Below are 23230 nucleotides of genomic sequence, written 5' to 3' on the forward strand. Positions count from 1 at the left end.
GGCATGACCACGCCCGCCCTCACCCGCACGTCCCCGTCCTGGGGGCAGGCCGGTGCGTGGAGCCTCGGGTTCGTGGCGGTGCTGTGGGTCGCGGAGATCGTCGACACCCTGCTGGGCAACCGGCTCGACGCGGAGGGCATCCGGCCGGGATACAGCGACGGGCTGAGCGGGATCGCGTTCGCGCCGCTGCTGCACGCCGGCTTCGGTCACCTCATCGCCAACAGCCTGCCGCTGCTGGTGCTCGGCTTCCTGATCCTGCTCTCCGGCGTCGCCCGGTGGGCGGCGGTCACGACGCTCGTCTGGGTCGTCGCCGGGGTCGGGACGTGGCTCTTCGGCGGCGTCGGGACCGTCCACCTCGGGGCGTCCGGGCTGGTCTTCGGGTGGCTCACCTACCTCATCGTGCGCGGCTTCGTCACCCGTCGCCCCGGCCAGATCCTGGTCGGGATCGCGGTGCTGATGGCGTACGGCGGGGCGCTGTGGGGCGTGCTCCCCGGCCAGCCCGGGATCTCCTGGCAGGGCCACCTCTTCGGCGCGATCGGCGGGGTGCTCGCCGCCTGGTGGCTGTCCGGTGGTCGCCGGGGCGAGCCGGTCGACCGCTACGTCGGCTGAGCGTCAGCGGATCGTGCCGGCGTTGTCCTTGGCGAGCGAGCGGGAGATGACCATCCGCTGGATCTGGTTGGTGCCCTCGAAGATCTGCATGACCTTGGCCTCGCGCATGTAGCGCTCGACCGGGAAGTCGCGGGTGTAGCCGTAGCCGCCGAGCACCTGGACGGCGTCGGTGGTGACCTTCATGGCGTTGTCGGTGGCGACCATCTTGGCGATCGAGGCCTCCCGGGAGAAGGGCTGGCCGGCGTCGCGCAGCCGCGCGGCGTGGAGCACCGTCGCGCGGGCCGAGACGATCGCGGCCTCCATGTCGGCCAGCACGAAGGCCAGCCCCTGGTGCTCGATGATCGGCTTGCCGAAGGTCTCCCGCTCGCGGGCGTAGGCGACCGCGGCGTCGAGGGCGCCCTGCGCAAGGCCGACGGCCACGGCGGCGATGCCGAGGCGACCGGAGTCGAGGCCGGCGAGGGCGATGCGCAGGCCCTCGCCCTCCTCGCCGAGCCGGCGCGAGGCCGGGACGCGGACGTCGTCGAAGCGCATGGTGGCGGTGGCCGAGCCGGTGAGGCCCATCTTGCGCTCGGGCGGGTCGGCGACCAGCCCGGGGGTCGAGGCCGGGACGAGGAAGCAGGAGATGCCGTTGCGGTCGTCGGAGGTGCGGGCCATCACCTTGTAGAAGTCGGCGTGGCCGCCGTGGGTGGTCCAGGCCTTGGCGCCGTTGAGGACGTAGTCGTCGCCGTCGCGCCGGGCCGTCGTACGCATCGCCGCCGGGTCGGAGCCCGCGTGCGCCTCGGACAGGCAGTAGGCACCGAGCAGGTCCCCGCCGAGCATGTCGGGCAGCCACTCGGCCTTCTGCTCCTCGGTGCCGAACGAGTACAGCCCGAAGCACGACAGCGCGTGCACGGAGACCCCGACACCCACCGACGACCACACCGCGGCGATCTCCTCCAGCACCTGGAGGTAGACCTCGTAGGGCTGCCCGCCGCCACCGTGCTCCTCGGGGTAGGGGAGCCCCAGCAGGCCGGCCCGGCCCAGCATCGTGAAGACGTCGCGCGGGAACGTCTCGGTCGCCTCGGCCTCCGCGGAGCGCGGGGCCAGCTCGCGGGTCGCGATCTCGCGGGTGAGGGCGAGGAGGTCTCGCGCCTCCTCGGTGGGCAGCACGCGGCTGGCGGTCATGCGGTGGTCCTCCCGGGGGTGTGGCTGAGGATGCGACGAGTGGGCTGTACCGGTGACGGTGGTCACGCTGCCGATCACCCTAGGCGGCGTAGTCCGTCCGAGCCATTTGCCCATCACCCGCCTCGCGGCTCGTCTGGTCACCTCTACGTTGCGCACCATGGACGACCACTGGCTGCCGTACTCGGCGGCGGCCCTGGCGAGCGGTGCGGTCGCCCTGGTCCTCGGCACGCTGAGCCTCCCCATGAGCTCCGACGACATGGCCCTCCTCCAGAGCGCGCAGGTCGAGGGTGGTCGTTGGATCATGGCGGCGGCGGCCTTCTTCTTCTGCGCCGTCGGGATGGGCCTCGGGCTGCCGACGTTCGTCTTCGCGCTGCCCCGGCGCGGTCGGCGGTTCGGCTACGCGGGCACCACGGTGCTCGGCGTCGCGACGCTGGCGATGGCGGCGTACGGCGCGCTGCTGGTGTTCTTCCAGGCGCTGGCCGTCAACGGGATCATCGACGAGTCGGAGATGGTCCTGCTCGGCGATGACCCGGGGCTGCGTGGCTTCACGGTCGTCTTCGTGGGCAGCTTCTACCTCGGAGAGGCGCTGCTCGCCGTCGGGATGCTCCGGGCGCGCACGGTCCCGCGCTGGGTGCCGGTCCTGCTCCTCACGCACGTCGCGATGCTGCCGCTGACCGGCCGCGTCCCGCAGCTGGCCGCCATCGGCGCGATCGTCGTCGGTGTCGCCTTCATGGGGGTGGCGGTGCACGCCAACGAGCGCTTCCAGCTGGCCCGGGTCGGCCGCGAGCGCTGAGCCCTCCACAGGCCCGGGAATCGGGCTTGACCCTGACGCAGCGTCAGGGCTGGAGGCTGGTCCCATGTCCACCACGCCAGCCATCGAGATCACCGGTCTGACCCGGTCCTTCGGCGACGCCACAGTCCTCCGGGGCGTCGACCTGAGCGTCCCGCCGGGCACCGTCCTGGCCCTGCTCGGCTCCAACGGGGCCGGCAAGACCACCATCGTGCGGATCCTGTCGACGCTGCTGCACGCCGACGGCGGCACCGCCACCGTCCACGGGTACGACGTCGCGAGCCAGGCCGCGGACGTCCGCGCGTCGATCAGCCTCACCGGTCAGTTCGCCGCCGTCGACGAGGTCCTCACCGGGCGGGAGAACCTCGTGCTCGTCGCGCGGCTCCGACGTCTCCCGGACCCGCGCGGGGTCGCGGACGGGCTGCTCGCCCGCTTCGACCTGGAGGACGCGGGCGACCGGCGCGCGGCGACGTACTCCGGAGGCATGCGGCGTCGCCTCGACATCGCCATGAGCCTGATCGGCGACCCGCCCGTGCTCTTCCTCGACGAGCCGACGACGGGGCTGGACCCGCAGTCGCGCAACGAGGTCTGGAGGACCGTGCGCCAGCTCGCCGACGGCGGGACCACGGTGCTGCTCACCACGCAGCACCTCGAGGAGGCCGAGCACCTCGCGGACCGGATCGCCGTCCTGCACGGGGGACGGATCATCGCCGAGGGCACCCTCGCCGAGCTGCGGCAGCTGTTCCCGCCGGCCACCGTCGAGTACGTCGAGAAGCAGCCCAGCCTCGAGGACATCTTCCTCGCCATCGTGGGCGGCGACGCCCCGGACGGAGGAGCCCAGCGATGACCACCCACGTCGTGCACGACACCACCGTGCTGCTCGAGCGGTCCCTGCGACACATCCTGCGCAGCCCGGACACCATCATCACCACGGCCGTCACGCCGATCGCCATGCTGCTGCTCTTCGTCTACGTCTTCGGAGGTGCGATCGAGGTCGAGGGCGCGTACGTCGACTACCTGCTGCCCGGGATCCTGCTCATCACCGTCGCGTCCGGCATCGCCTACACCGCGTTCCGGCTCTTCACCGACGTCTCCAGCGGCATCTTCGAGCGGTTCCAGTCGATGCCGGTGGCCCGCTCGGCCGTGCTGTGGGGCCACGTGCTGACCTCCGTCGTGGCCAACCTGGTCTCGCTCGTCCTCGTCGTGCTGGTCGCCGTGGCGATGGGCTTCCGCACGGGCGCCGGCCTGCTGTCGTGGCTGGCGGTCCTGGGGATCCTCGTCCTCTTCACCCTGGCCCTCACGTGGCTGGCGGTGATCCCCGGGCTCACCGCCAAGACGGTCGACGGCGTGAGCGGCTTCTCCTACCCGTTGATCTTCCTGCCGTTCATCAGCTCCGCCTTCGTGCCGACGGAGGGCATGCCGGCCCCGGTGCAGTGGTTCGCCGAGCACCAGCCGGTCACGCCGATCGTCAACACCATCCGCAACCTCTTCGCCGAGCAGCCGGTCGGCACCGAGGGGTGGATCGCCGTGACCTGGTGCGTGGGCCTGCTCGTCGTCGCCCAGGCGCTCGCGATGCGCACCTACCGTCGCCGGATCGCGTGAGCGACGCCAGACTGTGGCCATGCTGACGATCGGCCAGCTCGCGTCGTACGCCGGGGTGACGGTGCGCGCGGTCCGGCACTACCACGCCACGGGCCTGCTCCCCGAGCCCGAGCGCGACCACTCCGGCTACCGGCGGTACGACGCCGCGGCCGTCGTCGACCTCGTCCGGATCCGCGTCCTGGCCGACGCCGGCGTGCCACTGTCGCGGGTGCGCGAGCTGCTCGGGGCCGACGAGGACGAGTTCGCCGCCGCGGTGGAGGAGATCGATCGGCGGCTGCGGGCGGAGATCCGCGAGCGGCAGCAGCACCGCGAGCGGATCGTCCGGCTCGCGGCCGGCGACAGCCTGGCGCTGCCGCCCGAGGCGGTCGCCTACCTGGACCGGCTCCGCGGGGTCGGCGTGCCGGAGGTCATGGTCGAGGCGGAGCGCGACGCCTGGATCCTGGTGGTCGCCCAGCTGCCGGACCGGATGCCGTTCTACATGGAGATGAAGGACCAGCAGCTCGACGACCCGTCCGTCCGGGAGCTCTACCGCGACCTCGCCGAGGTCATCCGGTGGCCCGCCGACGACCCCCGGCTGGACGGCGTCGCCGACCGCCTGGCCGCGCAGTTCGACCAGGCTCCGGACGAGGCGTGGGGCGAGGAGGCGTTGCCGGACGACCTCGCGGCCCTGCTCGACTCGGTCTTCCTCACGTCCGTGCCGTGCGCGGCGCGGCTGCTCGCACTCCTCGAGGAGCGTGGCTACACGGGGTGGACGAACATCCGGCGTACGCCGACCGGCTGAAGCGCCGACCGGGACCGAGAGCGCCGCCGGCGCGCGCGTCGTACGTCAGCGGGACGCGGGCCGTGCCCGCTCGGCCAGCCGGACCGCCGCGTGCTGCACGAGCGGCAGCTCCTCGGGGTCGCGCGCGGCCTCGTGGGGGATCGCGCCGCCGAGCAGCGCAGCCGGGGTGGCGAGCCAGGCCCAGGTGCGCCACGGGTCGGTGCCCGACGCGAGCAGCGGCTCGAGGACGGCCACCAGCTCGGCCCGGACCTGCCCCTGCTCGTCGAGCTGGAAGGCGGGCACGAGGGTGCGGCCCTCGTCCTGGACCAGCAGCACGGCCCGCCGCTCGGCGGCCTTGTGCAGGGCGAAGCGGGCGGCGTTCTCGGAGATCCCGCGCAGGCGGCCGACCTCGGCGTAGTCCACCCAGCCGCCGTCGAGCAGCGCGGCCCGCACCCTGCCCTCGCGGCGCAGCCGCACCAGGGCGATCGGCACGGCGTGGGTGGGGTCGTCGCCCTCCGAGCGCAGGAGCACGTCGAGCTCCGCGAGCCGGTCGTCCGTGAGCGGCTCCCCGGTGACGGGGTCCGTCCAGTGCACCGTGCCGGCGTCGTCGCGCTCGTACGTCGGCAGGCCGGCCGCGGCGAGCTGGTCGGCCAGGCCGAGCTCCTCCAGCCACGCGGCCAGGCGTCCGGCGAGGTCGCCGGAGCCCGGGGCGGGGCGGGAGGAGTCGGGGAGGTCGGTCACCGGGTCAGCGGTCCTACTTGGAGGCCTTGCGGGCGTGCGAGGCGGTCTTGGCGCGGGCGTTGGCGTCGAGCACGACCTTGCGGATGCGGACCGAGTCGGGCGTGACCTCGACGCACTCGTCGTCGCGGCAGAACTCCAGGCACTGCTCGAGGGACAGCTTCTTCGGCGGGATGAGCTTCTCGAAGTTGTCGGAGGTGGCGGACCGGATGTTGGTCTGCTGCTTCTCCTTGGTGATGTTGACGTCCATGTCGTCGGCGCGGGAGTTCTCGCCGATGATCATGCCCTCGTAGACCTCGGTCGTCGGCTCGACGAACATGATCCCGCGCTCCTGCAGGTTGGTCATGGCGTACGCCGTCGCCGCACCCTTGCGGTCCGCCACCAGCGAGCCGTTGGTGCGCGAGCGGATCTCGCCGGCCCAGGGCTCGTAGCCCTCGGAGATGCCGTGCGCGATGCCGGTGCCGCGGGTGTCGGTGAGGAACTCGGTGCGGAAGCCGATGAGGCCACGCGCCGGCACCAGGAACTCCATCCGGACCCAGCCGGTGCCGTGGTTGGTCATCGACTCCATGCGGCCCTTGCGGGAGGCGAGGAGCTCGGTGATCGTGCCGAGGTACTCCTCGGGCGCGTCAATGGTCAGGCGCTCGAACGGCTCGTGCACCTTGCCGTTGATCTCCTTGGTGACCACCTGCGGCTTGCCGACGGTGAGCTCGAAGCCCTCGCGGCGCATCTGCTCGACGAGGATGGCCAGCGCCAGCTCACCGCGGCCCTGCACCTCCCACGCGTCGGGGCGCTCGGTGGGGAGGATGCGCAGCGACACGTTGCCGACGAGCTCCTGGTCGAGGCGGTCCTTGACCAGGCGGGCGGTGACCTTGCCGCCCTTGTAGCGGCCGACCAGCGGCGAGGTGTTGGTGCCGATGGTCATCGAGATGGCCGGCTCGTCGACGTGGATGAGCGGCAGCGCGACGGGGTTCTCCGCGTCGGCGAGGGTCTCGCCGATGGTGATCTCGGGGATGCCGGCGACGGCGACGATGTCACCGGGGCCCGCGCTCTGGCCGGGCTGGCGCTCGAGGCCCTCGGTGACGAGGAGCTCGGTGATCTTGACGTTCTTGACCGACCCGTCGCGACGCATCCACGCCACGGTCTGGCCCTTGTTGAGGGTGCCCTCGTGGACGCGGACCAGCGCGAGCCGGCCGAGGAAGGGGGAGGCGTCGAGGTTGGTGACGTGCGCCTGCAGCGGCGCGCCCTCGGTGTAGACGGGCGCCGGGATGGTCTCGAGGATCGTCTTGAAGAGCGGCTCGAGGTCGCTGCCCTCGGGCATCGTGCCGTCCTCGGGGGCGGTGAGGCTGGCGATGCCGGCGCGACCCGACGCGTAGACGACGGGGAAGTCCAGCGCGTCCTGGCTGTGGCTCTCGTCGAGCAGGTCCATGAACAGCTCGTAGGTCTCCTCGACGACCTCGGCGATGCGGGCGTCGCTGCGGTCGGTCTTGTTGACGACCAGGATCACCGGCATGTCGGCGTTGAGCGCCTTGCGGAGCACGAAGCGGGTCTGGGGGAGCGGGCCCTCGGAGGCGTCCACGAGGAGCACGATGCCGTCGACCATGGACAGGCCGCGCTCGACCTCGCCACCGAAGTCGGCGTGGCCGGGGGTGTCGATGATGTTGATGACCATCGGCTCSCCGCCGCCCGCCGGACCGGCGTAGTGCACGGCGGTGTTCTTCGCGAGGATCGTGATGCCCTTCTCGCGCTCGAGGTCACCGGAGTCCATGACCCGCTCGGCGACGCTCTCGGCCTGGTGGGCCGTGAAGGCACCGGCCTGGCGGAGCATGGCGTCCACGAGCGTGGTCTTGCCGTGGTCGACGTGGGCGACGATCGCCACGTTGCGGAGGTCGGAGCGCTTCTGGGGCATGGCAGTACGACGTCGCTTTCGCTGGGGTATGTCGGGGCGCGGTGTCCACAGCGCCCGTGACCCGGAGCCGGGCCGTCGTCGAGTCTAGTGGCGCCGGGCCGTGGGCCCGATTCGGCGGCGTGTGACGTGCAGCCCTTCTGCCGGGCCCTTCCCGCTGTCGGTCCGGTGGGGTAGGCCTGACCCATGACTTCTTCTCGGGAGACCCAGCACACCGCCCCGTCCTGCACCTTCGTGCCGCCCTACGTGCTCGAGCGGATCGGGTCCGGCGATGCCCTCGCTGCCGACGCGGCCTTCCGCGCCCGTCGTGAGCAGGCGGCCTCGGCCCGCGCGGCCGCCGTCGGCCCGGGGTCGGATGTCGCCGCCCCGGCGGCCGCGGCGGACCAGCCGGCCTGGACGGTCCACACTGCCGGCAACCGCGAGGTGCTGCCCGGGCGAGCCGTGCGCACCCCGGGCACCCCCGCGTCCGGCGACGTCGCCGTCGACGAGGCGTCGGCGGGGATCACCGCGACCCTGGAGATGTTCGCCGAGGGCCTCGGACGCACGTCGTACGACGACGCGGGCGCGATGGTGAGCATCACCGTCCACTACGGCCGCGACTACGACAACGCGTTCTGGGACGGCACCCAGCTGGTCTTCGGCGACGGTGACGGGGAGATCTTCGAGCGGTTCACCAAGCCGGTGGACGTGCTGGCCCACGAGTTCGCCCACGCGGTCACCGAGTCCACCGCCGGGCTCGTCTACCGCGGCCAGTCCGGCGCGCTCAACGAGTCGGTGTCCGACGTCTTCGCGATCTGCCTCAAGCAGCGGCTGCTCGGCCAGGACGCGGCGTCCGGCAGCTGGCTGATCGGCGAGGACCTGTTCCTGCCAGCCGTGCAGGCGCGCGGGCTGCGCGACATGGCCGCCCCCGGCACGGCGTACGACGACCCTCAGCTCGGCCGCGACCCCCAGCCCGACCACATGGACCGCTTCGTGGAGACCACCGACGACAACGGTGGGGTGCACATCAACTCCGGCATTCCCAACCGCGCCTTCCACCTCGCCGCCGTGGCGCTCGGCGGTACGAGCCTCGAGGGCGCCGGCCAGGTCTGGTACGACGCGCTCACCTCCGGCGACGTGTCACCCCGCGCGGACTTCGCGTCCTTCGCCGCCGCCACGATCGCGGCCGCCAGCGCCGGCGACGGCGCCGGCGCCGGCGACCGGGCCGAGGCCGTGCGGGGGGCGTGGGAGGAGGTGGGGGTGACGCCCGCGGGATCGCCAGGGCGCGCGCCGGGGGTGCCGGCCGGGAGCACGCCGGGGGCGTCGGCCGAGGCGCCTGCGGCGGGCGCGCGAGTGGTGCGGGTGCGGCGCAGCGGCGGCTTTGCCGGCCGGACCTCCGAGGGTGAGGTCGACCTTGCCCTCGCCGGCGACGACCCGCGCGCGGCCGCCGTCGCGGACATTGCCGATCGCGTCGACCTGGCGGGGGTGGCCCCGCGCAAGCCGATGCCCGACATGTACCTCTACCGCTTCGAGATCGGCGACCGCACGGCCGAGGTCTGCGAGCCGCTGCCCTCCGACCTGGCCGAGCTCGCCCGCCTGGTCCTCGAACCCGGCGACGGCACCCACTGAGGGTGGCTCGGGTGTTGCGCAGGTGCGCAGCTATGGGGAGGGGACGGAGGGCTTGGTCGCGCAGGTGCGCAGCTATGGAGAAGAGACCGAGGGCTCGGTCGCGCAGGTGCGCGAGCGACGGGGTGGTCCTCGTCTGAGAGTTGCGCACGTGCGCAGCTATGGAGAGGGGGCACGGGGTCTTCCCTGCACGGGTGCGCAGCTATGCCGAGGCCGCCTGGGGCCTTCCCTGCGCAGGTGCGCAGGTAAGGGGTGTTGGCCCCGCCTGAGAGTTGCGCAGGTGCGCAGGCAAGGCGTGTTGGCCCCGCCTGGAGAGCTGCGCGGGTGCGCAGGCAAAGGTCGTCGGGCCCACCTCAGAGCTGCGCACGTGCGCAGGTGCGCGGGTCAGCCGACGCCGCCGACTCTCTCAGGCCAGGGCGCGGTCGAGCGCGGCCTGCACGTGCAGCGTCGTACAAGGGAAGACGGGCAGCTCGGTGTCGGCCTGTCGGATGAGCAGCTCGAGCTCGGTGCAGCCGAGCAGCACACCGCCGGCACCCGCGTCCCACAGCTCGTCGATGAGCGAGACCACGCGCCGGCGGGTCCGGTCGACGATGCGGCCGTGCACCAGCTCGCCGTAGATCGCGTCGTTGAGCCACTCGTGGTGTCGGGCGTCCGGGACGATGACCTCGGGGCCGCCGTCGGCGATCCGGCTGATGAAGAACGGGTCGTTCATCGCGACGGTGGTCCCGATGAAGGCGACCTTGTCCATGCCCGCCGCGGTGCACGCGTCGGAGACCACGTCGGCGAGGTGCAGCAGCGGGATGTCGACGGCTTCGGCGACCTGGTCGGCGACCTTGTGGAAGGTCGTCGTGCACAGCATCAGGAAGTCGGCGCCGGCGCGCTCGACCCCGACCGCGGCGTCGGCGAGGAGGGTGCCGATCTGGTCCCACTTCTCGTCGTCCTCGAGGTGGGTCAGCTCCGCGAAGTCGACGGTGCTGAGCACCAGCTTGGGGGACGAGAGCCCGCCGAGCCGTTCCTGCACCCCGACGTTGAGGTCGCGGTAGTACACCAGGCTGGATTCCCAGCTCATGCCGCCGATGAGTCCGATGGTCTGCACGGGTGCAGTCTGGCACGCCGCTCGGACCCCGGTCCGGTCCGTGGACCGGGTGTCACCGGCGTCGGCGGGCCGCGTGGACCGCCGCGCAGCGAACCGCGTGGACCCCCGCGTCAGCGAACCGCGTGGACCCCCGCGCAGCGAACCGCGTGGACCCCCGTGTCAGCGGATCCGGTGGACCTTGTGCTGGGCGGCCTGCGCGCGCGGCTTGATGACGAGCTCGTCGATGTTGACGTGGGCCGGCCGGGTCGCCACCCAGGCGATGGCGTCGGCGACGTCGTCGGCCGAGAGCGGGTCGGGCACGCCGTCGTACACCGCGTCGGCCGCCGCCTGGTCGCCGCCGAAGCGGACCAGGGCGAACTCCTCGGTGTGGACCATCCCGGGCGCGACCTCGCTGACCCGGATCGGTTCGCCGTTGAGCTCGAGGCGCAGCGTCTGGGTGACCGCCTTGGTGGCGTGCTTGGCCGCGGTGTAGCCGCCGCCCTTCTCGTAGGAGACCCGGCCGGCGGTCGAGCCGACGTTGAGGATCAGGCCGTCGCCGCTGGCCCGCAGGGCCGGGAGCAGGGCCTGGGTGACGCGCAGCAGGCCGAGCACGTTGACGTCGTACATCGCGCGCCAGTCCTCGACGTCGGCCTCGTCGACCGTGTCGGAGCCGAAGGCGCCGCCGGCGTTGTTGACCAGGACGTGCAGGGCGCCGTCGCCCGCCTCCGCGACGGCTGCGGCGAGCGCGGCCACGGAGGCGTCGTCGGTGACGTCGCAGGCGACGGCGCGCCCGCCGATCTCCTCGGCGAGGGCCTCGATGCGGTCGGTACGGCGGGCGGCGCACAGGACGTGGAAGCCGGCGGCGGCCAGGGCGCGCGCCGTGGCAGCGCCGATGCCGCTCGAGGCGCCGGTCACGACGGCGGTCCGGGTGCGCTGGTCGGTCGAGTGGTGGGTCTCGGTCATGGCGCCATGATGCAGGATGTGCGCCGTGATCATCGCGGCAGCAGACGGCTCGGCCCTCGGCAACCCCGGACCAGCGGGATGGGCGTGGTACGTCGACGACGGCTGCTGGGCGTCCGGCGGCTGGGCCCGCGGCACCAACAACATGGGCGAGCTGATGGCGGTCCTCGACCTGCTCCAGCAGACCGCGCACGTCGACGACGAGCTGCACGTCTACTGCGACAGCACCTACGTGATCAACGCCGTCACCAAGTGGATGGCCGGCTGGAAGCGCAAGGGCTGGAAGACGGGCGGCGGCCAGCCCGTGAAGAACGTGGAGCTCATGAAGGCGCTCGACGAGGCGATGGAGGGTCGTCGGGGGCGGGTGAAGTTCGAGTGGGTCAAGGGCCACTCGGGTCACGTCCTCAACGAGGCGGCCGACAAGCGCGCCAACGCCGCCGCGTCGGCGTACCAGGCGGGCCGGGTGGCCGACCCGGGTCCCGGCTTCGCCGGCGCCTCGGTGAGCACCGTCCCGCAGTCGGGACCGACCGTGGTCGAGGAGGAGCCGGACCTCTTCAGCGACCTCGACGCCGAGGCCGCGCTCTCCGACGAGGAGCAGGTCATCGCCCTCGAGCGCTCGCTGCTGACCGATGGGGTGCGCTCCGACCGCGCGACCGTCGCCGCGCTGCTGCACCCGGAGTGGCAGGAGATCGGCCAGTCGAGCCGGCTGTGGACCCGCGAGGAGATCCTGGCCGAGATCGGCCCGCTGGGCACCGAGACCACCCTCGACGTGGTGTCGACCGACCGGCTCTCGCCGGACTCGGTCCTGCTGCTGTGGCGCAGCATCAGCGACGACGGCAGCGTGCTGCGCAGCTCGATCTGGGTGCGGACCCCCCACGGCTGGCAGCAGCGCTTCCACCAGGGCACCCCCGAGGCCTGAGCCCGCCCTCGCCGGTCGAGCGGCGTCGAGACCCCGGTCACACCGACTGGCAAAGGTAAGCCTTACCTTCTATCGTCTGGCGGGTGACCACCGCCCCCCAGGTGCGCCCGACCCCGGCGTCCCTCATCGCCCACCTCGCCTCCTTCGGCGAGCGACGGGCCCTGGTCACCGCCGACGGCACGGTCTCGTACGCCGAGCTCGCCCGCCGCGTCGAGGAGGTCGCCGCGACGTACGCCGGGGGTCGCCGGCTCGTGCTCCTCACGCCGGGCAACGACGTGGACTCGGTCGTCGAGTACGTCGCCGCCCTGGCCGCCGAGCAGGTCGTCCTGGTCTCCTCGCCGGCTGCCGCCCCGGGACTGGAGCAGGCCTACGCCCCCGACGTCGTCGCCGGCCCGCAGGGTCGCGAGTGGCGCTCGGACGAGTCCCGGCACGCGCTCCACCCCGACCTCGCGCTGCTGCTCTCGACCAGCGGCTCGACCGGATCGCCCAAGCTGGTGCGCCTGGCGCGCGACGGCGTGCTGGCCAACGCCGCGGCCATCGCCGAGACCCTCGGCATCCGCGACACCGACCTCGTGGCGACCACCCTGCCGCTGCACTACTGCTACGGCCTGTCGGTGCTGCACAGCCACCTGCTGCGCGGTGCCGGGTTGCTGCTCACCGAGCTGTCCGTCGTCGACGAGTGCTTCTGGGACCTGGTCCGCGAGCACGGTGTCACCACGATCCCGGGCGTCCCGCACACCTTCGAGCTGCTCGAGCGGGCCAGCTTCGCCGACCGTGACGTGCCGTCCGTGCGGGCGCTCACCCAGGCCGGCGGCCGGATGGCCCCCGAGCGGGTGCGCGGCGTCGCCGAGCTCGGCCAGCGCCGCGGCTTCGACCTCTTCGTGATGTACGGCGCCACCGAGGCCACCGCCCGGATGAGCGTGCTCCCGCCCGACCTCGCCCTCGCGGCGCCGGAGTCGATCGGTCGCCCGCTGACCGGCACGACCTTCGAGCTCGCTCCGGTCGAGGGTCTGGACGGCCTCCAGCCCGGCGTCGGCGAGCTCGTCTTCCACGGCCCCAACGTGATGATGGGCTACGCCGGGTCGCCGGCAGAGCTGGCCGCCGGACGCACCGTGGACGCGCTGCGTACGGGCGACCTGGCCCGCCGCCGCCCCGACGGGCTCTGGGAGGTCGTCGGCCGGACCAGCCGGATCGCCAAGGTGTGCGGCCTGCGCATCGACCTCGACCGGGTCGAGCGCACCCTGGCCCTCGCCGGGACCGTCGCCGCCGTCGCGGACGCGGGGGACCGGGTCGTCGTGGGGGTCGTCGACGGCGCGCGTCCCGTCGACGCCGAGGCCGTACGCCGCGACGCCGCCGACGCCGCCGGGCTCGCCCCGACGGGTGTCGAGGTCGTCGTGCTGCCCGACCTGCCGCGGCTGGCCAACGCCAAGGTCGACCACCGGGCGCTGGCGGCCCTGGCGACCGTGACCGGGACGACCACGTCCGCGCCCGACGTACGACGCGAGGCGACCGCCGACGACGTGACCGCCCTCCTGGCCCGGCTGCTCGGTCGTCCCGAGGCGACGCCCGACGACTCCTTCGTGGCCCTCGGCGGGGACTCGCTGTCCTACGTCGAGGTGTCCCTGCGGCTCGAGGAGCTGCTCGGCCACCTGCCCGCCGGCTGGCCCACCATGACCGCCACCGCGCTGGCCGCGTCGACCGACGAACGACGTCCCGGCCGCCCCCGACGGGGCGTCGCGGTCGAGACCAACGTCGCGCTGCGGGCGCTGGCCATCGTCACGATCGTGGGCTCGCACGCCAACCTCTTCACGCTCCTCGGCGGCGCGCACGTGCTGCTGGCTATCGTCGGCTTCAACCTGGGCCGCTTCCAGCTCGGCGACCGCTCGCGGACGGAGCGGACCCGGGCCGTGCTGCGCGGGCTCGCCCGGGTCGTCGTGCCCTCGGTGCTCGTCATCGGCGCCGTGGCCGCGGTCTCCCGCGACATCACGTGGAAGCAGGCCGCGCTGCTGACCGCCTTCACCGAGTGGAGCTGGTCGGAGCCGCGGTGGAGCTACTGGTTCATCGAGGCGCTCACCCTGGCGGTGCTGGTGCTGGCCGCGATCCTGGCCGTCCCGGCCGTCGACCGGGCCAGCCGACGGCACCCGTTCACCACCCCGGTGGTGCTCACCCTCGTGCTGCTCCCCACGCGCTACGACCTCGTCGGCATGCCCGGCGACCACGTGCACCGCGCGCACGGCGTGCTGTGGCTGCTCACCCTCGGGTGGGCCATGTCGCAGGCCCGCACCACCCGCCACCGCCTGGTGGTCTCCGGGCTCGTGCTGGCGCTGGTGCCCGGCTTCTTCTCGGTCGGCGGCCTCGACCGGCACGTCTACCTCACCCTCGGGCTGCTCGCGCTGACCTGGGTGCCGCAGGTGCGGCTCCCCGCCCTGGTCGCCCCCGTCGTCGGCGTCGTGGCCGCGTCGTCCCTGTGGATCTACCTGTTGCACTGGCGGGTCTACCCGTGGTTCGAGGTCGACTTCCCGCTGCTGGCGACCCTGCTGTCACTGGCCGTCGGAGTGGCCGCCGCGGTCGTCGTACGCCGGGGCGGAGCTGCCCTCGCCGGGGTGAGGCGCCGGGTCGGGAATCGCTGACACCCTGACGGTGTTGTGCTCGGTCGGCGCCCCTCTCGTGTGGCGAGATCCGTGACCGGGCGCCCTGAGGAGAGGACGTCGCGTGGACCGGGTCGCCATGATCAGCCTGCACACCTCGCCGCTCGACCAGCCGGGGACGGGCGACGCGGGCGGGATGAACGTCTACGTCATCGAGCTGTCCCGGCGCCTGGCGCGCCAGGGCATCGCGGTGGACGTCTTCACCCGGGCCACCTCCTCGGCGCTGCCGCCGGTGGTCGAGGTGCCCGGCACCGACGGCGCCGTGCTGGTGCGCCACGTGGCGGCCGGCCCCTTCGAGGGGCTCACCAAGGCCGAGCTGCCCGGCCAGCTGTGCACCTTCGCCCGTGAGGTGCTGCGCGCCGAGGCGGCCCACCCGCTGGGCCACTACGACGTCGTGCACTCGCACTACTGGCTCTCCGGCCAGGTCGGCGCGCTCGCCCGCGACCGCTGGCAGGTGCCGCTGGTGCACTCGATGCACACCATGGCCAAGGTCAAGAACGACGCGCTGGCCGAGGGGGACACCCCCGAGCCCGCCGCCCGGCTGATCGGGGAGGAGCAGGTCGTGCAGGCCGCCGACCTCCTCGTCGCCAACACCGACCTCGAGGCCAAGCAGCTCATCAACCTGTACGACGCCGACCCCTCGCGCGTCGAGGTCATCCACCCCGGCGTCGACCTCGACGTCTTCCGCCCCATGGACCGGGCGGAGGCCCGCCGGGCGCTCGACCTGCCCGCCGACGCGGTGGTGCTGATGTTCGCCGGCCGCATCCAGCCGCTCAAGGCCCCGGACGTACTTCTCCGGGCGGTCTCGGTCCTCCTCGACCAGGACCCCTCGCTGCGCTCGCGCCTCGTCGTACCCGTCGTCGGCGGTCCCTCCGGCAGCGGGCTCGAGCACCCCGAGTCGCTCGCCCAGCTCTCGGCCGACCTCGGCCTCGACGGGGTGGTCCGCTTCGTCCCGCCCGTCGCCCAGGACGACCTGGCCCGCTGGTGCGCCGCGTCGACGGCGGTCGCCGTGCCGTCGTACAACGAGTCCTTCGGGCTGGTCGCGGCGGAGGCCCAGGCCACCGGGACTCCCGTGGTCGCGGCCGCCGTGGGCGGTCTGACGACCGTGGTGGCCGACGGCCGCAGCGGTCTGCTCGTCGACGGCCACGAGCCGCGCGACTGGGCCGCGGCCCTGCGCCGGCTGATCGACGACCCCGCGCTCGCCGCCCGGCTCGGGCAGGGCGCGCTGGAGCACGCCCGCGAGTTCTCCTGGGAGCGGACGGCCGAGCGCACCCTCCACGCCTACCGCGAGGCGCGCACCCTCATGCGTGATGAGATGACGGTGTGAGCGACCCCGCCATCGCCGGCACCATCCGCGACTACCTCGACGGCAACGGGATCGAGTACGTCGAGGACCGCCCGGGCGTCTTCTCGCTGACGCTGCCGGGGGAGAAGAAGCTCCAGACCCCCGTCCGCCTCGACGTCGGCGAGCACGCCCTCGGCGTACACGCGTTCGTGTGCCGCAACCCCGACGAGAACCACGCCCGCGTCTACCGCTGGCTGCTCGAGCGCAACCTGCGGATGTACGCCGTGGCGTTCGCCGTCGACCACAGCGGTGACATCTACCTCGACGCCCGGCTGCCGCTCTCCGCGGTCACCGACGACGAGCTCGACCGGCTCCTCGGCTCGGTGCTCACGCACGCCGACGAGTCCTTCAACGCCATCCTCGAGCTCGGCTTCGCCACCTCGATCCGCAAGGAGTGGGAGTGGCGGATCTCGCGGGGGGAGTCGACCCGCAACCTGGACGCCTTCCGGGGCTGGCTCGAGGCCGGGACCGATCCGGAACCGACCTAGGCCTTCGGGACGGGTGCAGCACGCCGGGTGAGCAGCACCCCGACGATCGCCAGCGCCCCGCCGACGAAGGTGAGGGCCGGCGGCACCTCGTCGAGCAGCGCCCAGGCGATCAGCGTCGTGATGGCCGGCACCAGGAAGGTCGTCAGGGAGAGCTTGCCGGCGTCGGTGTGGGTCAGCGCGAAGGCCCACGTCGTGAAGGCGACGGCCGTCGGGAAGACGCCGAGGTAGACCGTCCACCACAGGGTCGCCCCGCCCTCGGTGACGACGTCGACCAGGTCGTGGGCGAACGGCAGGCAGACCAGGGCGCCGATCACGAACGACACGAAGACCACCTGCACCGACGGGATCCGGCGCAGGAGCGACTTCTGGCTCAGCACGCCGACGGCGTACATCGCGGCCGCCACCACCACGAGGAGGACGCCGACCACGTCGCCCTCGCCGCCGCCCGAGTAACCCCGGGCGATGACAGCGACCCCGGCGAAGCCGATCACCATGCCGATCAGCAGCCACTTGTGGAGGACCTCGCCGAAGATCCAGACGGCCATGAAGGCCACGATGATCGGGCCGATCTGGATGATCATGGCCGCGGTGCCGGCGTCGACGCGGCGCTCACCCTCGTTGAGGGCCAGGTTGTAGATGCCGAACCACCCGACGCCGCAGGCGGTGAGCAGGATCCACTCGCGTCGGGTCGGCTGCACCCACCCGCGGCGCAGGACCAGCGGCAGGACCACGAGCGCCGCCACGAGCAGCCGACCGGCGCCGAGCGAGCCGGGGCTGATGTCGTGGGCGACGTGGCGGATGACCACGAACGCCGACGCCCACATCACCAGCGTGATGGCTCCCGCGGCGGCGGGGAACCACGCCGGGTGCGTCGGCGCCTGGGGCTCGGCGTGCTGCGTGACGGTCATGACTGAAGACTACGGACGCGCATGACGTCCCCGCGAGCGGGTTTCGGACGTCGTACGACGAGATCCCGCCGGACCGCTCAGAGGTCGAGCTTGTAGCCCAGCCCCCGCACGGTGACGAGGTACTTCGGCTCGCTCGGGTCGGGCTCGAGCTTGGCGCGCAGCCGCTTGACGTGGACGTCGAGGGTCTTGGTGTCGCCGACGTAGTCGGAGCCCCAGACCCGGTCGATGAGCTGCCCACGGGTGAGCACCCGGCCGGGGTTGCGCAGGAACATCTCGAGGAGCTCGAACTCCTTGAGCGGCAGCCGCTGCTCGACGCCCTCGACGGTGACGACGTGGCGCTCGACGTCCATCCGGACCGGGCCGGCCTCGAGGGTGTCGGGGGCGAGGTCGGGCTCGTGGCCGCGGCGCAGGACGGCGCGTATCCGGGCGACGAGCTCGCGCGGCGAGTAGGGCTTGGTGACGTAGTCGTCGGCGCCGAGCTCGAGGCCGACGACCTTGTCGACCTCGTCGTCCTTGGCGCTGACCATGATCACCGGCACGCTCGAGGTCTGGCGGATCGCCCGGCAGACCTCGGTACCGGGCAGGCCGGGCAGCATCAGGTCGAGGAGCACGATGTCGGCGCCGTTGCGCTCGAACTCGGTGAGCGCGCTGTTGCCGTCCGCGGCGATCGCCACCTCGTAGCCCTCCTTGCGGAGCATGTAGGCGAGCGCGTCGCTGTAGCTCTCTTCGTCCTCGACGACGAGTACCCGGGTCACGGGCGTACCTCCTGGCTGGGTTGCCCGGCGGCGCCGGGACGGATGGGGGGTGGGCTCGTGGGGCGTCGACCGGAGGTGTCGCGGGGGGCGACGACGGTGACGGGCGCGGTCGGGCCGGCGAGCCGGGTGCTCGACTGCGAGCTGAGGGGGAGCGTGAGGGTGAACGTCGATCCCTGGCCCTCGACCGACCACACGCTGACCTCGCCGCCGTGGGTGGCCGCGACGTGCTTGACGATGGAGAGCCCGAGGCCGGTGCCGCCGGTGGAGCGGTGGCGCGCGGGGTCGACGCGGTAGAACCGCTCGAAGATCCGGTCGATCTCCCGTGCCGGGATGCCGATGCCCTGGTCGACCACCGAGATCTGCGCGGTGTCGCCCATCGACTTGGTGGAGACGAGCACCCGGGAGCCGCCGTTGGAGTAGTGCACGGCGTTGGCCACCAGGTTGCTCACCGCGGCGCCGATCTGCTCCTCGGACCCGAAGACCTCGAGCTCGTGGTCGCCGCGGGTCACCAGGGTGATGTCCTTGGCGGCCGCGTCGATGGCGCTGGCGTCGACCGCGGCGGCCACGACGTCGTCGATCCGCACCTGCACCGGCATCTCCAGCGGGTCGTCGCCCTGGAGGCGCGACAGCTCGATGATCTGCTGGACCAGCCGGGAGAGCCGGTCGCTCTCGTGCAGCATCCGGCGGGCGAAGCGCTGCACGGCCTCGGGGTCGTCGGCGGCCTCGTCGACCGCCTCGGCGAGCAGCCGGATCGCGCCGACGGGGGTCTTGAGCTCGTGGCTCACGTTGGCCACGAAGTCGCGGCGCACGGCCTCGACCCGGCGCTCGCGGGTGCGGTCCTCGACCAGCGCCAGCACGAGGCGCGAGCCCAGGGGGGCGACGCGCGCGATCACGGTGCGGGCGGACGAGCGGTCGCCGGCGAGCTCCATCTCGGACTCGCGGATCTGGCCGTCGCGGCGTACGACATGGATGAGGTCGCGCAGGTCCTCGACGAGGATCTCGTTGCCGCGCACCAGCCCGAAGGCGTACGCCGGCGCGGAGGCCTTGAGCACGTGGTCGTCGGCGTCCACGACCACTGCGGAGGAGCGCAGCACGGACAGCACGGCGGCCACGCCGGGCGGCACGAGGGGCTCGTCGACGTGCGGCAGGCGGCGCTGCTGTCGGTCGCTGATGTGCCAGGCGAGTACGGCGCCGCCGGCGACGATCGCCCCGATGACAGCAGCCAGCGCTGTCTGGGTCGTCGGGTCCACGTGTCGATCGTACGCACGTGGCGGGGCTACGATCCGCCCCTGGACGCCATGGCGCCAGTCCTGTGCCCAGAGTTCACCACGCGTTCACCGCAGGCGGTCGGGAGGGCACGTCGGGCCACCTAGGCTGCGGGTCATGCGTGAGGCCTTCCATGACCAGCTCGATGCCGTCTTCACCGATCTCGCCGACATGTGCGGTCAGGTGGAGGTGGCCGTACGCCGCGCGACCGAGGCGCTGCTGAGCGGCGACGCCGCCGTGGCCGAGCAGGTCATCAGCGCCGACGAGGCCGTCGACGCCAACCGTGAGCGGATCGAGGACAACGCCTTCGCGCTGCTGTCCCTCCAGCAGCCGGTGGCCGGCGATCTGCGGATGATCGTCTCCGCGCTGCGGATGGTCAGCGAGCTCGAGCGGATGGGCGACCTGTCCGTCCACGTCGCCAAGATCGCCCGGCTCCGGGTCCCCAACGTGGCCGTGCCGGACGAGATCCGTCCCACCCTGGAGCGGATGGCCGAGGTCGCCGAGGACATGGTCCGACGGGTGCGCGCGATCATCAGCGACCGCGACGTCGACGCCGCCATCGAGCTCGGCCGCGACGACGAGATCATGGACCAGCTCCGGCGCCGCTCCTTCGCCCAGCTGCTCAGCGACGACTGGTCGCACGGCGTCGAGGCGGCCGTCGACATCGCGCTGCTCGGGCGCTACTACGAGCGGATCGCCGACCACGCCGTGTCGGTGGCCAACCGGGTCGTCTTCGTCGTCACCGGCCAGCAGCTCAACCGCAACGACGACTGAGCGTCGTACGCCGGGTCGGCGGCGCCTAGTTTGGGACGACCTGGTGGCTCGATCGCCCGGATCGCCCACCATTTCGTCCCAAACTACCCGCGGGCGGCGGGCGTGATTCCGCGAGCGAGCTAGCGGCCCTGGTTGGCGACGGCGGCGGCGGCGGCCGCGGCGGCCTCGGGGTCGAGGTACTCGCCACCGGCGACGGTGGGGGCCAGCGACTCGTCGAGGCGGTAGACCAGCGGCATGCCGGTGGGGATGTTGAGCCCGGCGATGTCCTCGTCGGAGATCCCGTCGAGGTGCTTGACCAGGGCGCGGAGGCTGTTGCCGTGCGCGGCGACGAGCACCGTCTTGTCGGCCTTGAGGTCGGGCACGATCTCGGCCTCCCAGTAGGGGAGGAAGCGGGCGATGACGTCCTTGAGGCACTCGGTGCGCGGCATCTCGTCGCCGAGGTCGGCGTAGCGGGGGTCGCCCACCTGGGAGAACTCGTCGTCGTCCTCGATGGGCGGCGGCGGGGTGTCGAAGGAGCGGCGCCAGAGCATGAACTGCTCCTCGCCGTACTCCGCGAGCGTCTGCTTCTTGTCCTTGCCCTGGAGGGCGCCGTAGTGGCGCTCGTTGAGCCGCCACGACCGCTTGACGGGAATCCAGTGGCGGTCGGCCGCGTCGAGCGACAGGCACGCGGTGGTGATCGCGCGGCGCTGGAGGGAGGTGTGCACGACGTCGGGGAGCAGCCCGGCGTCACGCATCAGCTCACCGCCGCGGACGGCCTCGCCGCGGCCCTTCTCGGTGAGGTCGACGTCGACCCAGCCGGTGAAGAGGTTCTTGGCGTTCCAGTCGCTCTCGCCGTGGCGGAGCAGGACCAGGGTGTACGTCATGGGTGGATCTCCTCCGTGCGGGGCGGGATCAGTGCGAGGACTCGGTCTCGGCGCTCTCCTCGACCGGGAGCGGCTCCCCGTCGAGGCCCTCGAAGTAGCCGTGGTTGTCCACGACCGGGACCTCGACGACGGTGTTCTCGCCGTTGTCGAAGCCGAGGCTGACCTCGACGAAGTCACCGGCCTCGAACTCGCCGGTGACCTGGATGTCGGCCGGCGGCTCGGCGAGGTTGACCAGCGCGCCGGGCGCGATCTCGACGGGCTCGAACTCGGCCGCCGTCACGTCGCCGCCCTCGGTGGCACCGAGCTCGGTGAACGTCGCCGGCTCCGTGGTCGAGTTGTTGGAGAACGACGCGATGAAGGTGCCCGAGCCGGGCTCGGTGGACACCACCACGGCGCCCAGCACGTCGACGGCGCCGTCACGGTTGTTGGCGCCGTTGGCGGGCGTGTAGTACCGGTCGGTGGCGTAGTCGAACCCGCACGACGTCAGGGCCGGCGCGGTGAGGGCCAGCGCGGCGGCGGTGAGCGCGAAGGAGCGTCGGAGCTGCATGGCGCACAGCCTAGCGCCGAGTCAGGTGAGGCCGACGGCCTGCCCGACAACCAGCATCGCGACGACCACCACACCGGTCAGGACGCTGGCCAGCACGAGGAGTCGCGGGGCGCCGGTGCGCAACGCGATCCGCAGCGGGAGGTGGCGCAGGCCGTCCTGGTGGTCCGGCACCAGGCCGGGCAGCGCACGCAGCACGTGGACGCAGACGCCGAGCAGCGCCGCCAGCACGGTCATCGCCACGGTCGGGGGCGTGTCGCTGCCCTGGCCGTCCCACCCGCCGTACGCCAGGTAGGCGGGGTAGAGCGCGAACTGGACCGCCCACGGCAGCCACGACAGGACGCCACCGCGCAGCAGGCGGTTGCCGAGGAGGCCCACGCCCACCGCGAGGAGGTAGGCGCCCGCGGCGACGACGCCCGCGGACACGGAGAGGGGTACGACGAGCAGCGCCGCGCACAGCAGGGTGAACCACACCGTCCCTGCCTCCAGCAGCCCCGCGGCCACCGGCTTGCCCGGCGTCCCGTGCCGCGCGTCTCGCTCCCGGTCGACCAGGTCGTTGTCCCAGCCGAGGATCGCCTGCCCGACCAGCACCGTGGCCGCGACGAGGCCGATCTCGCGCAGCGGGCGCCCCGCCAGCGCGGCGGCGGCACCCATCGCGAGGGCCGTCAGCACCGCCTGCCGGGGGTGGGCGGCCCGCACCAGCAGCACCGGCAGGGTGCGGGCGAAGCGGGAGCCGCGACGGGCGGTCTCGGCCTGGGTCGACATGCCCCGAGTATCGGACACTCCGGCCGATCGGTGGGGACATCCGGACCGATCCGCGACCGTCGGCGGGGCCCGTCGTGGGCCTCCCCGCGCCTCCGCATAGGGCGGCCCGCACCACACGATCCAGCGTCTGTCAACCCCCGAGAGGGCCTCTGACCTGCACAAACGATGAGGGAGGTCCTCGGAACGCGTGTTAAGATGGTCACCTAGAAAGAGGGGTACAAGTACATGACTTTCACCGTCGGCGAAACGGTTGTCTACCCGAATCACGGGGCTGCTGTCATCGAGGAGATCGAGACGCGCACCATCAAGGGAGAGGACAGGGAATACCTGGTCCTCCGCATCGTGGCCCAGCAGGACCTCGTGGTCCGCGTCCCGGCCTGCAACCTCGACCTGGTCGGCGTCCGCGACGTCGTCGACAAGGAGGGCCTCGACCGCGTGTTCGACGTCCTCCGGGCCGCGCACGTGGAGGAGCCGACCAACTGGTCGCGCCGCTACAAGGCCAACCTCGAGAAGCTGCACTCCGGCGACGTCATGAAGGTGGCCGAGGTCGTCCGCGACCTGTGGCGCCGCGAGCGCGACCGCGGCCTGTCGGCCGGCGAGAAGCGGATGCTCGCCAAGGCCCGCCAGATCCTCGTCTCCGAGCTGGCGCTGGCCGAGCACACCAACGAGGACAAGGCCGAGGCCATCCTCGACGAGGTCCTCGCCTCCTGAGCAGGTCCTGACACACCTCTGACGAGGCCCCCGGCACA

Annotated in this window: 23 protein-coding genes; 12 read left to right on the forward strand and 11 right to left on the reverse strand. The window is 72.7% G+C overall.

What is annotated here, in order from left to right:
* The first annotated feature begins 3 nt into the window (after positions 1-3).
* On the forward strand, positions 4-609 hold the full coding sequence (locus tag ASG88_RS08565; RefSeq protein ID WP_056886998.1) for a rhomboid family intramembrane serine protease: 606 nt from the start codon (positions 4-6) through the stop codon (positions 607-609).
* A 3-nt stretch (positions 610-612) separates the two neighbouring features.
* Here ASG88_RS08565 and ASG88_RS08570 read toward each other — a convergent pair whose 3' ends face one another.
* Positions 613-1773 (reverse strand): acyl-CoA dehydrogenase family protein, encoded by a 1161-nt coding sequence (locus ASG88_RS08570; RefSeq protein ID WP_056886999.1) that lies wholly within the window; start codon positions 1771-1773, stop codon positions 613-615.
* Positions 1774-1930: 157 nt separating this feature from the next.
* Between ASG88_RS08570 and ASG88_RS08575 the strand changes: the two genes are divergently transcribed.
* The 4 genes from ASG88_RS08575 to ASG88_RS08590 all read left to right on the forward strand — a co-directional run bounded on the left by ASG88_RS08575 (position 1931) and on the right by ASG88_RS08590 (position 4946).
* Positions 1931-2566, forward strand: a complete 636-nt coding sequence (locus tag ASG88_RS08575) for a hypothetical protein (RefSeq protein ID WP_056887000.1) — start codon at positions 1931-1933, stop codon at positions 2564-2566.
* 64 nt (positions 2567-2630) lie between these two features.
* Positions 2631-3410, forward strand: a complete 780-nt coding sequence (locus ASG88_RS08580; RefSeq protein ID WP_056887001.1) for an ABC transporter ATP-binding protein — start codon at positions 2631-2633, stop codon at positions 3408-3410.
* The gene (locus ASG88_RS08585) at positions 3407-4165 is read left to right on the forward strand and encodes an ABC transporter permease (RefSeq protein ID WP_056887002.1); all 759 of its coding nucleotides are present in this window, start codon (positions 3407-3409) and stop codon (positions 4163-4165) included. Before ASG88_RS08580 ends, ASG88_RS08585 begins: the two co-directional genes overlap by 4 nt.
* Positions 4166-4184: 19 nt before the next feature.
* A complete protein-coding gene (locus ASG88_RS08590; protein ID WP_056887003.1) occupies positions 4185-4946 on the forward strand; it encodes a MerR family transcriptional regulator in 762 nt (253 codons plus the stop codon).
* A 45-nt stretch (positions 4947-4991) separates the two neighbouring features.
* Here the strand turns inward: ASG88_RS08590 and ASG88_RS08595 are convergent, their stop codons facing one another.
* Entirely contained in the window at positions 4992-5666 is a 675-nt protein-coding gene (locus ASG88_RS08595) for a hypothetical protein (RefSeq protein ID WP_056887004.1), read from the reverse strand.
* Between the two features lie 13 nt (positions 5667-5679).
* Positions 5680-7569 (reverse strand): translational GTPase TypA, encoded by a 1890-nt coding sequence (gene typA / locus ASG88_RS08600; protein ID WP_056887005.1) that lies wholly within the window; start codon positions 7567-7569, stop codon positions 5680-5682.
* Positions 7570-7752: 183 nt separating this feature from the next.
* On the opposite strand from typA, the gene ASG88_RS08605 reads away from it, so the two are divergent.
* Entirely contained in the window at positions 7753-9174 is a 1422-nt protein-coding gene (locus ASG88_RS08605) for a M4 family metallopeptidase (protein WP_056887006.1), read from the forward strand.
* A gap of 403 nt (positions 9175-9577) precedes the next feature.
* Here the strand turns inward: ASG88_RS08605 and ASG88_RS08610 are convergent, their stop codons facing one another.
* Positions 9578-10267 carry an aspartate/glutamate racemase family protein gene (locus tag ASG88_RS08610; RefSeq protein ID WP_056887007.1) on the reverse strand — a complete coding sequence of 230 codons (690 nt, stop codon included), beginning with the start codon at positions 10265-10267 and terminating at the stop codon, positions 9578-9580.
* 159 nt (positions 10268-10426) lie between these two features.
* The gene (locus ASG88_RS08615) at positions 10427-11209 is read right to left on the reverse strand and encodes an SDR family NAD(P)-dependent oxidoreductase (RefSeq protein ID WP_056887008.1); all 783 of its coding nucleotides are present in this window, start codon (positions 11207-11209) and stop codon (positions 10427-10429) included.
* Between the two features lie 16 nt (positions 11210-11225).
* Here ASG88_RS08615 and ASG88_RS08620 point away from each other — a divergent pair, with 16 nt between their 5' ends.
* The 4 genes from ASG88_RS08620 to ASG88_RS08635 all read left to right on the forward strand — a co-directional run bounded on the left by ASG88_RS08620 (position 11226) and on the right by ASG88_RS08635 (position 16606).
* A complete protein-coding gene (locus ASG88_RS08620) occupies positions 11226-12125 on the forward strand; it encodes a ribonuclease HI family protein (RefSeq protein ID WP_056887009.1) in 900 nt (299 codons plus the stop codon).
* A gap of 83 nt (positions 12126-12208) precedes the next feature.
* Positions 12209-14755 carry an AMP-binding protein gene (locus ASG88_RS08625; RefSeq protein WP_056887010.1) on the forward strand — a complete coding sequence of 849 codons (2547 nt, stop codon included), beginning with the start codon at positions 12209-12211 and terminating at the stop codon, positions 14753-14755.
* 82 nt (positions 14756-14837) lie between these two features.
* Positions 14838-16100, forward strand: coding sequence for a D-inositol-3-phosphate glycosyltransferase (gene mshA / locus ASG88_RS08630; RefSeq protein WP_414858629.1), 1263 nt, complete (start codon positions 14838-14840; stop codon positions 16098-16100).
* Positions 16101-16123: 23 nt separating this feature from the next.
* Positions 16124-16606 carry a YbjN domain-containing protein gene (locus ASG88_RS08635; RefSeq protein ID WP_414858634.1) on the forward strand — a complete coding sequence of 161 codons (483 nt, stop codon included), beginning with the start codon at positions 16124-16126 and terminating at the stop codon, positions 16604-16606.
* On the opposite strand, the gene ASG88_RS08640 is transcribed toward ASG88_RS08635, so the two are convergent.
* The 3 genes from ASG88_RS08640 to ASG88_RS08650 all read right to left on the reverse strand — a co-directional run bounded on the left by ASG88_RS08640 (position 16603) and on the right by ASG88_RS08650 (position 19519).
* The gene (locus ASG88_RS08640) at positions 16603-17514 is read right to left on the reverse strand and encodes a DMT family transporter (protein ID WP_082600148.1); all 912 of its coding nucleotides are present in this window, start codon (positions 17512-17514) and stop codon (positions 16603-16605) included. The two genes, ASG88_RS08635 and ASG88_RS08640, sit on opposite strands and share 4 nt — an antisense overlap.
* A gap of 77 nt (positions 17515-17591) precedes the next feature.
* A complete protein-coding gene (locus ASG88_RS08645) occupies positions 17592-18269 on the reverse strand; it encodes a response regulator transcription factor (RefSeq protein ID WP_056887012.1) in 678 nt (225 codons plus the stop codon).
* Entirely contained in the window at positions 18266-19519 is a 1254-nt protein-coding gene (locus ASG88_RS08650) for a sensor histidine kinase (RefSeq protein WP_082600149.1), read from the reverse strand. The genes ASG88_RS08645 and ASG88_RS08650 overlap by 4 nt, the downstream gene beginning before the upstream one ends.
* Positions 19520-19652: 133 nt before the next feature.
* Between ASG88_RS08650 and phoU the strand changes: the two genes are divergently transcribed.
* Positions 19653-20309: a phosphate signaling complex protein PhoU gene (gene phoU, locus ASG88_RS08655; RefSeq protein ID WP_056887013.1), complete on the forward strand. Its 657-nt coding sequence runs from the start codon at positions 19653-19655 to the stop codon at positions 20307-20309.
* A 119-nt stretch (positions 20310-20428) separates the two neighbouring features.
* Here the strand turns inward: phoU and ASG88_RS08660 are convergent, their stop codons facing one another.
* From ASG88_RS08660 to ASG88_RS08670, 3 genes are read right to left on the reverse strand one after another with little or no spacing between them, the layout of a single operon-like run.
* Positions 20429-21172 (reverse strand): phosphoglyceromutase, encoded by a 744-nt coding sequence (locus ASG88_RS08660; RefSeq protein ID WP_056887014.1) that lies wholly within the window; start codon positions 21170-21172, stop codon positions 20429-20431.
* Between the two features lie 28 nt (positions 21173-21200).
* Positions 21201-21719 carry a hypothetical protein gene (locus tag ASG88_RS08665; protein ID WP_056887015.1) on the reverse strand — a complete coding sequence of 173 codons (519 nt, stop codon included), beginning with the start codon at positions 21717-21719 and terminating at the stop codon, positions 21201-21203.
* A 21-nt stretch (positions 21720-21740) separates the two neighbouring features.
* The gene (locus ASG88_RS08670; RefSeq protein WP_056887016.1) at positions 21741-22481 is read right to left on the reverse strand and encodes a UbiA family prenyltransferase; all 741 of its coding nucleotides are present in this window, start codon (positions 22479-22481) and stop codon (positions 21741-21743) included.
* Positions 22482-22706: 225 nt separating this feature from the next.
* Here ASG88_RS08670 and ASG88_RS08675 point away from each other — a divergent pair, with 225 nt between their 5' ends.
* Positions 22707-23192 (forward strand): CarD family transcriptional regulator, encoded by a 486-nt coding sequence (locus tag ASG88_RS08675; RefSeq protein ID WP_056887017.1) that lies wholly within the window; start codon positions 22707-22709, stop codon positions 23190-23192.
* Positions 23193-23230 lie beyond the last annotated feature (38 nt).

It is taken from the genome of Nocardioides sp. Soil777 (assembly GCF_001428425.1).
Lineage (GTDB): Bacteria > Actinomycetota > Actinomycetes > Propionibacteriales > Nocardioidaceae > Nocardioides > Nocardioides terrigena.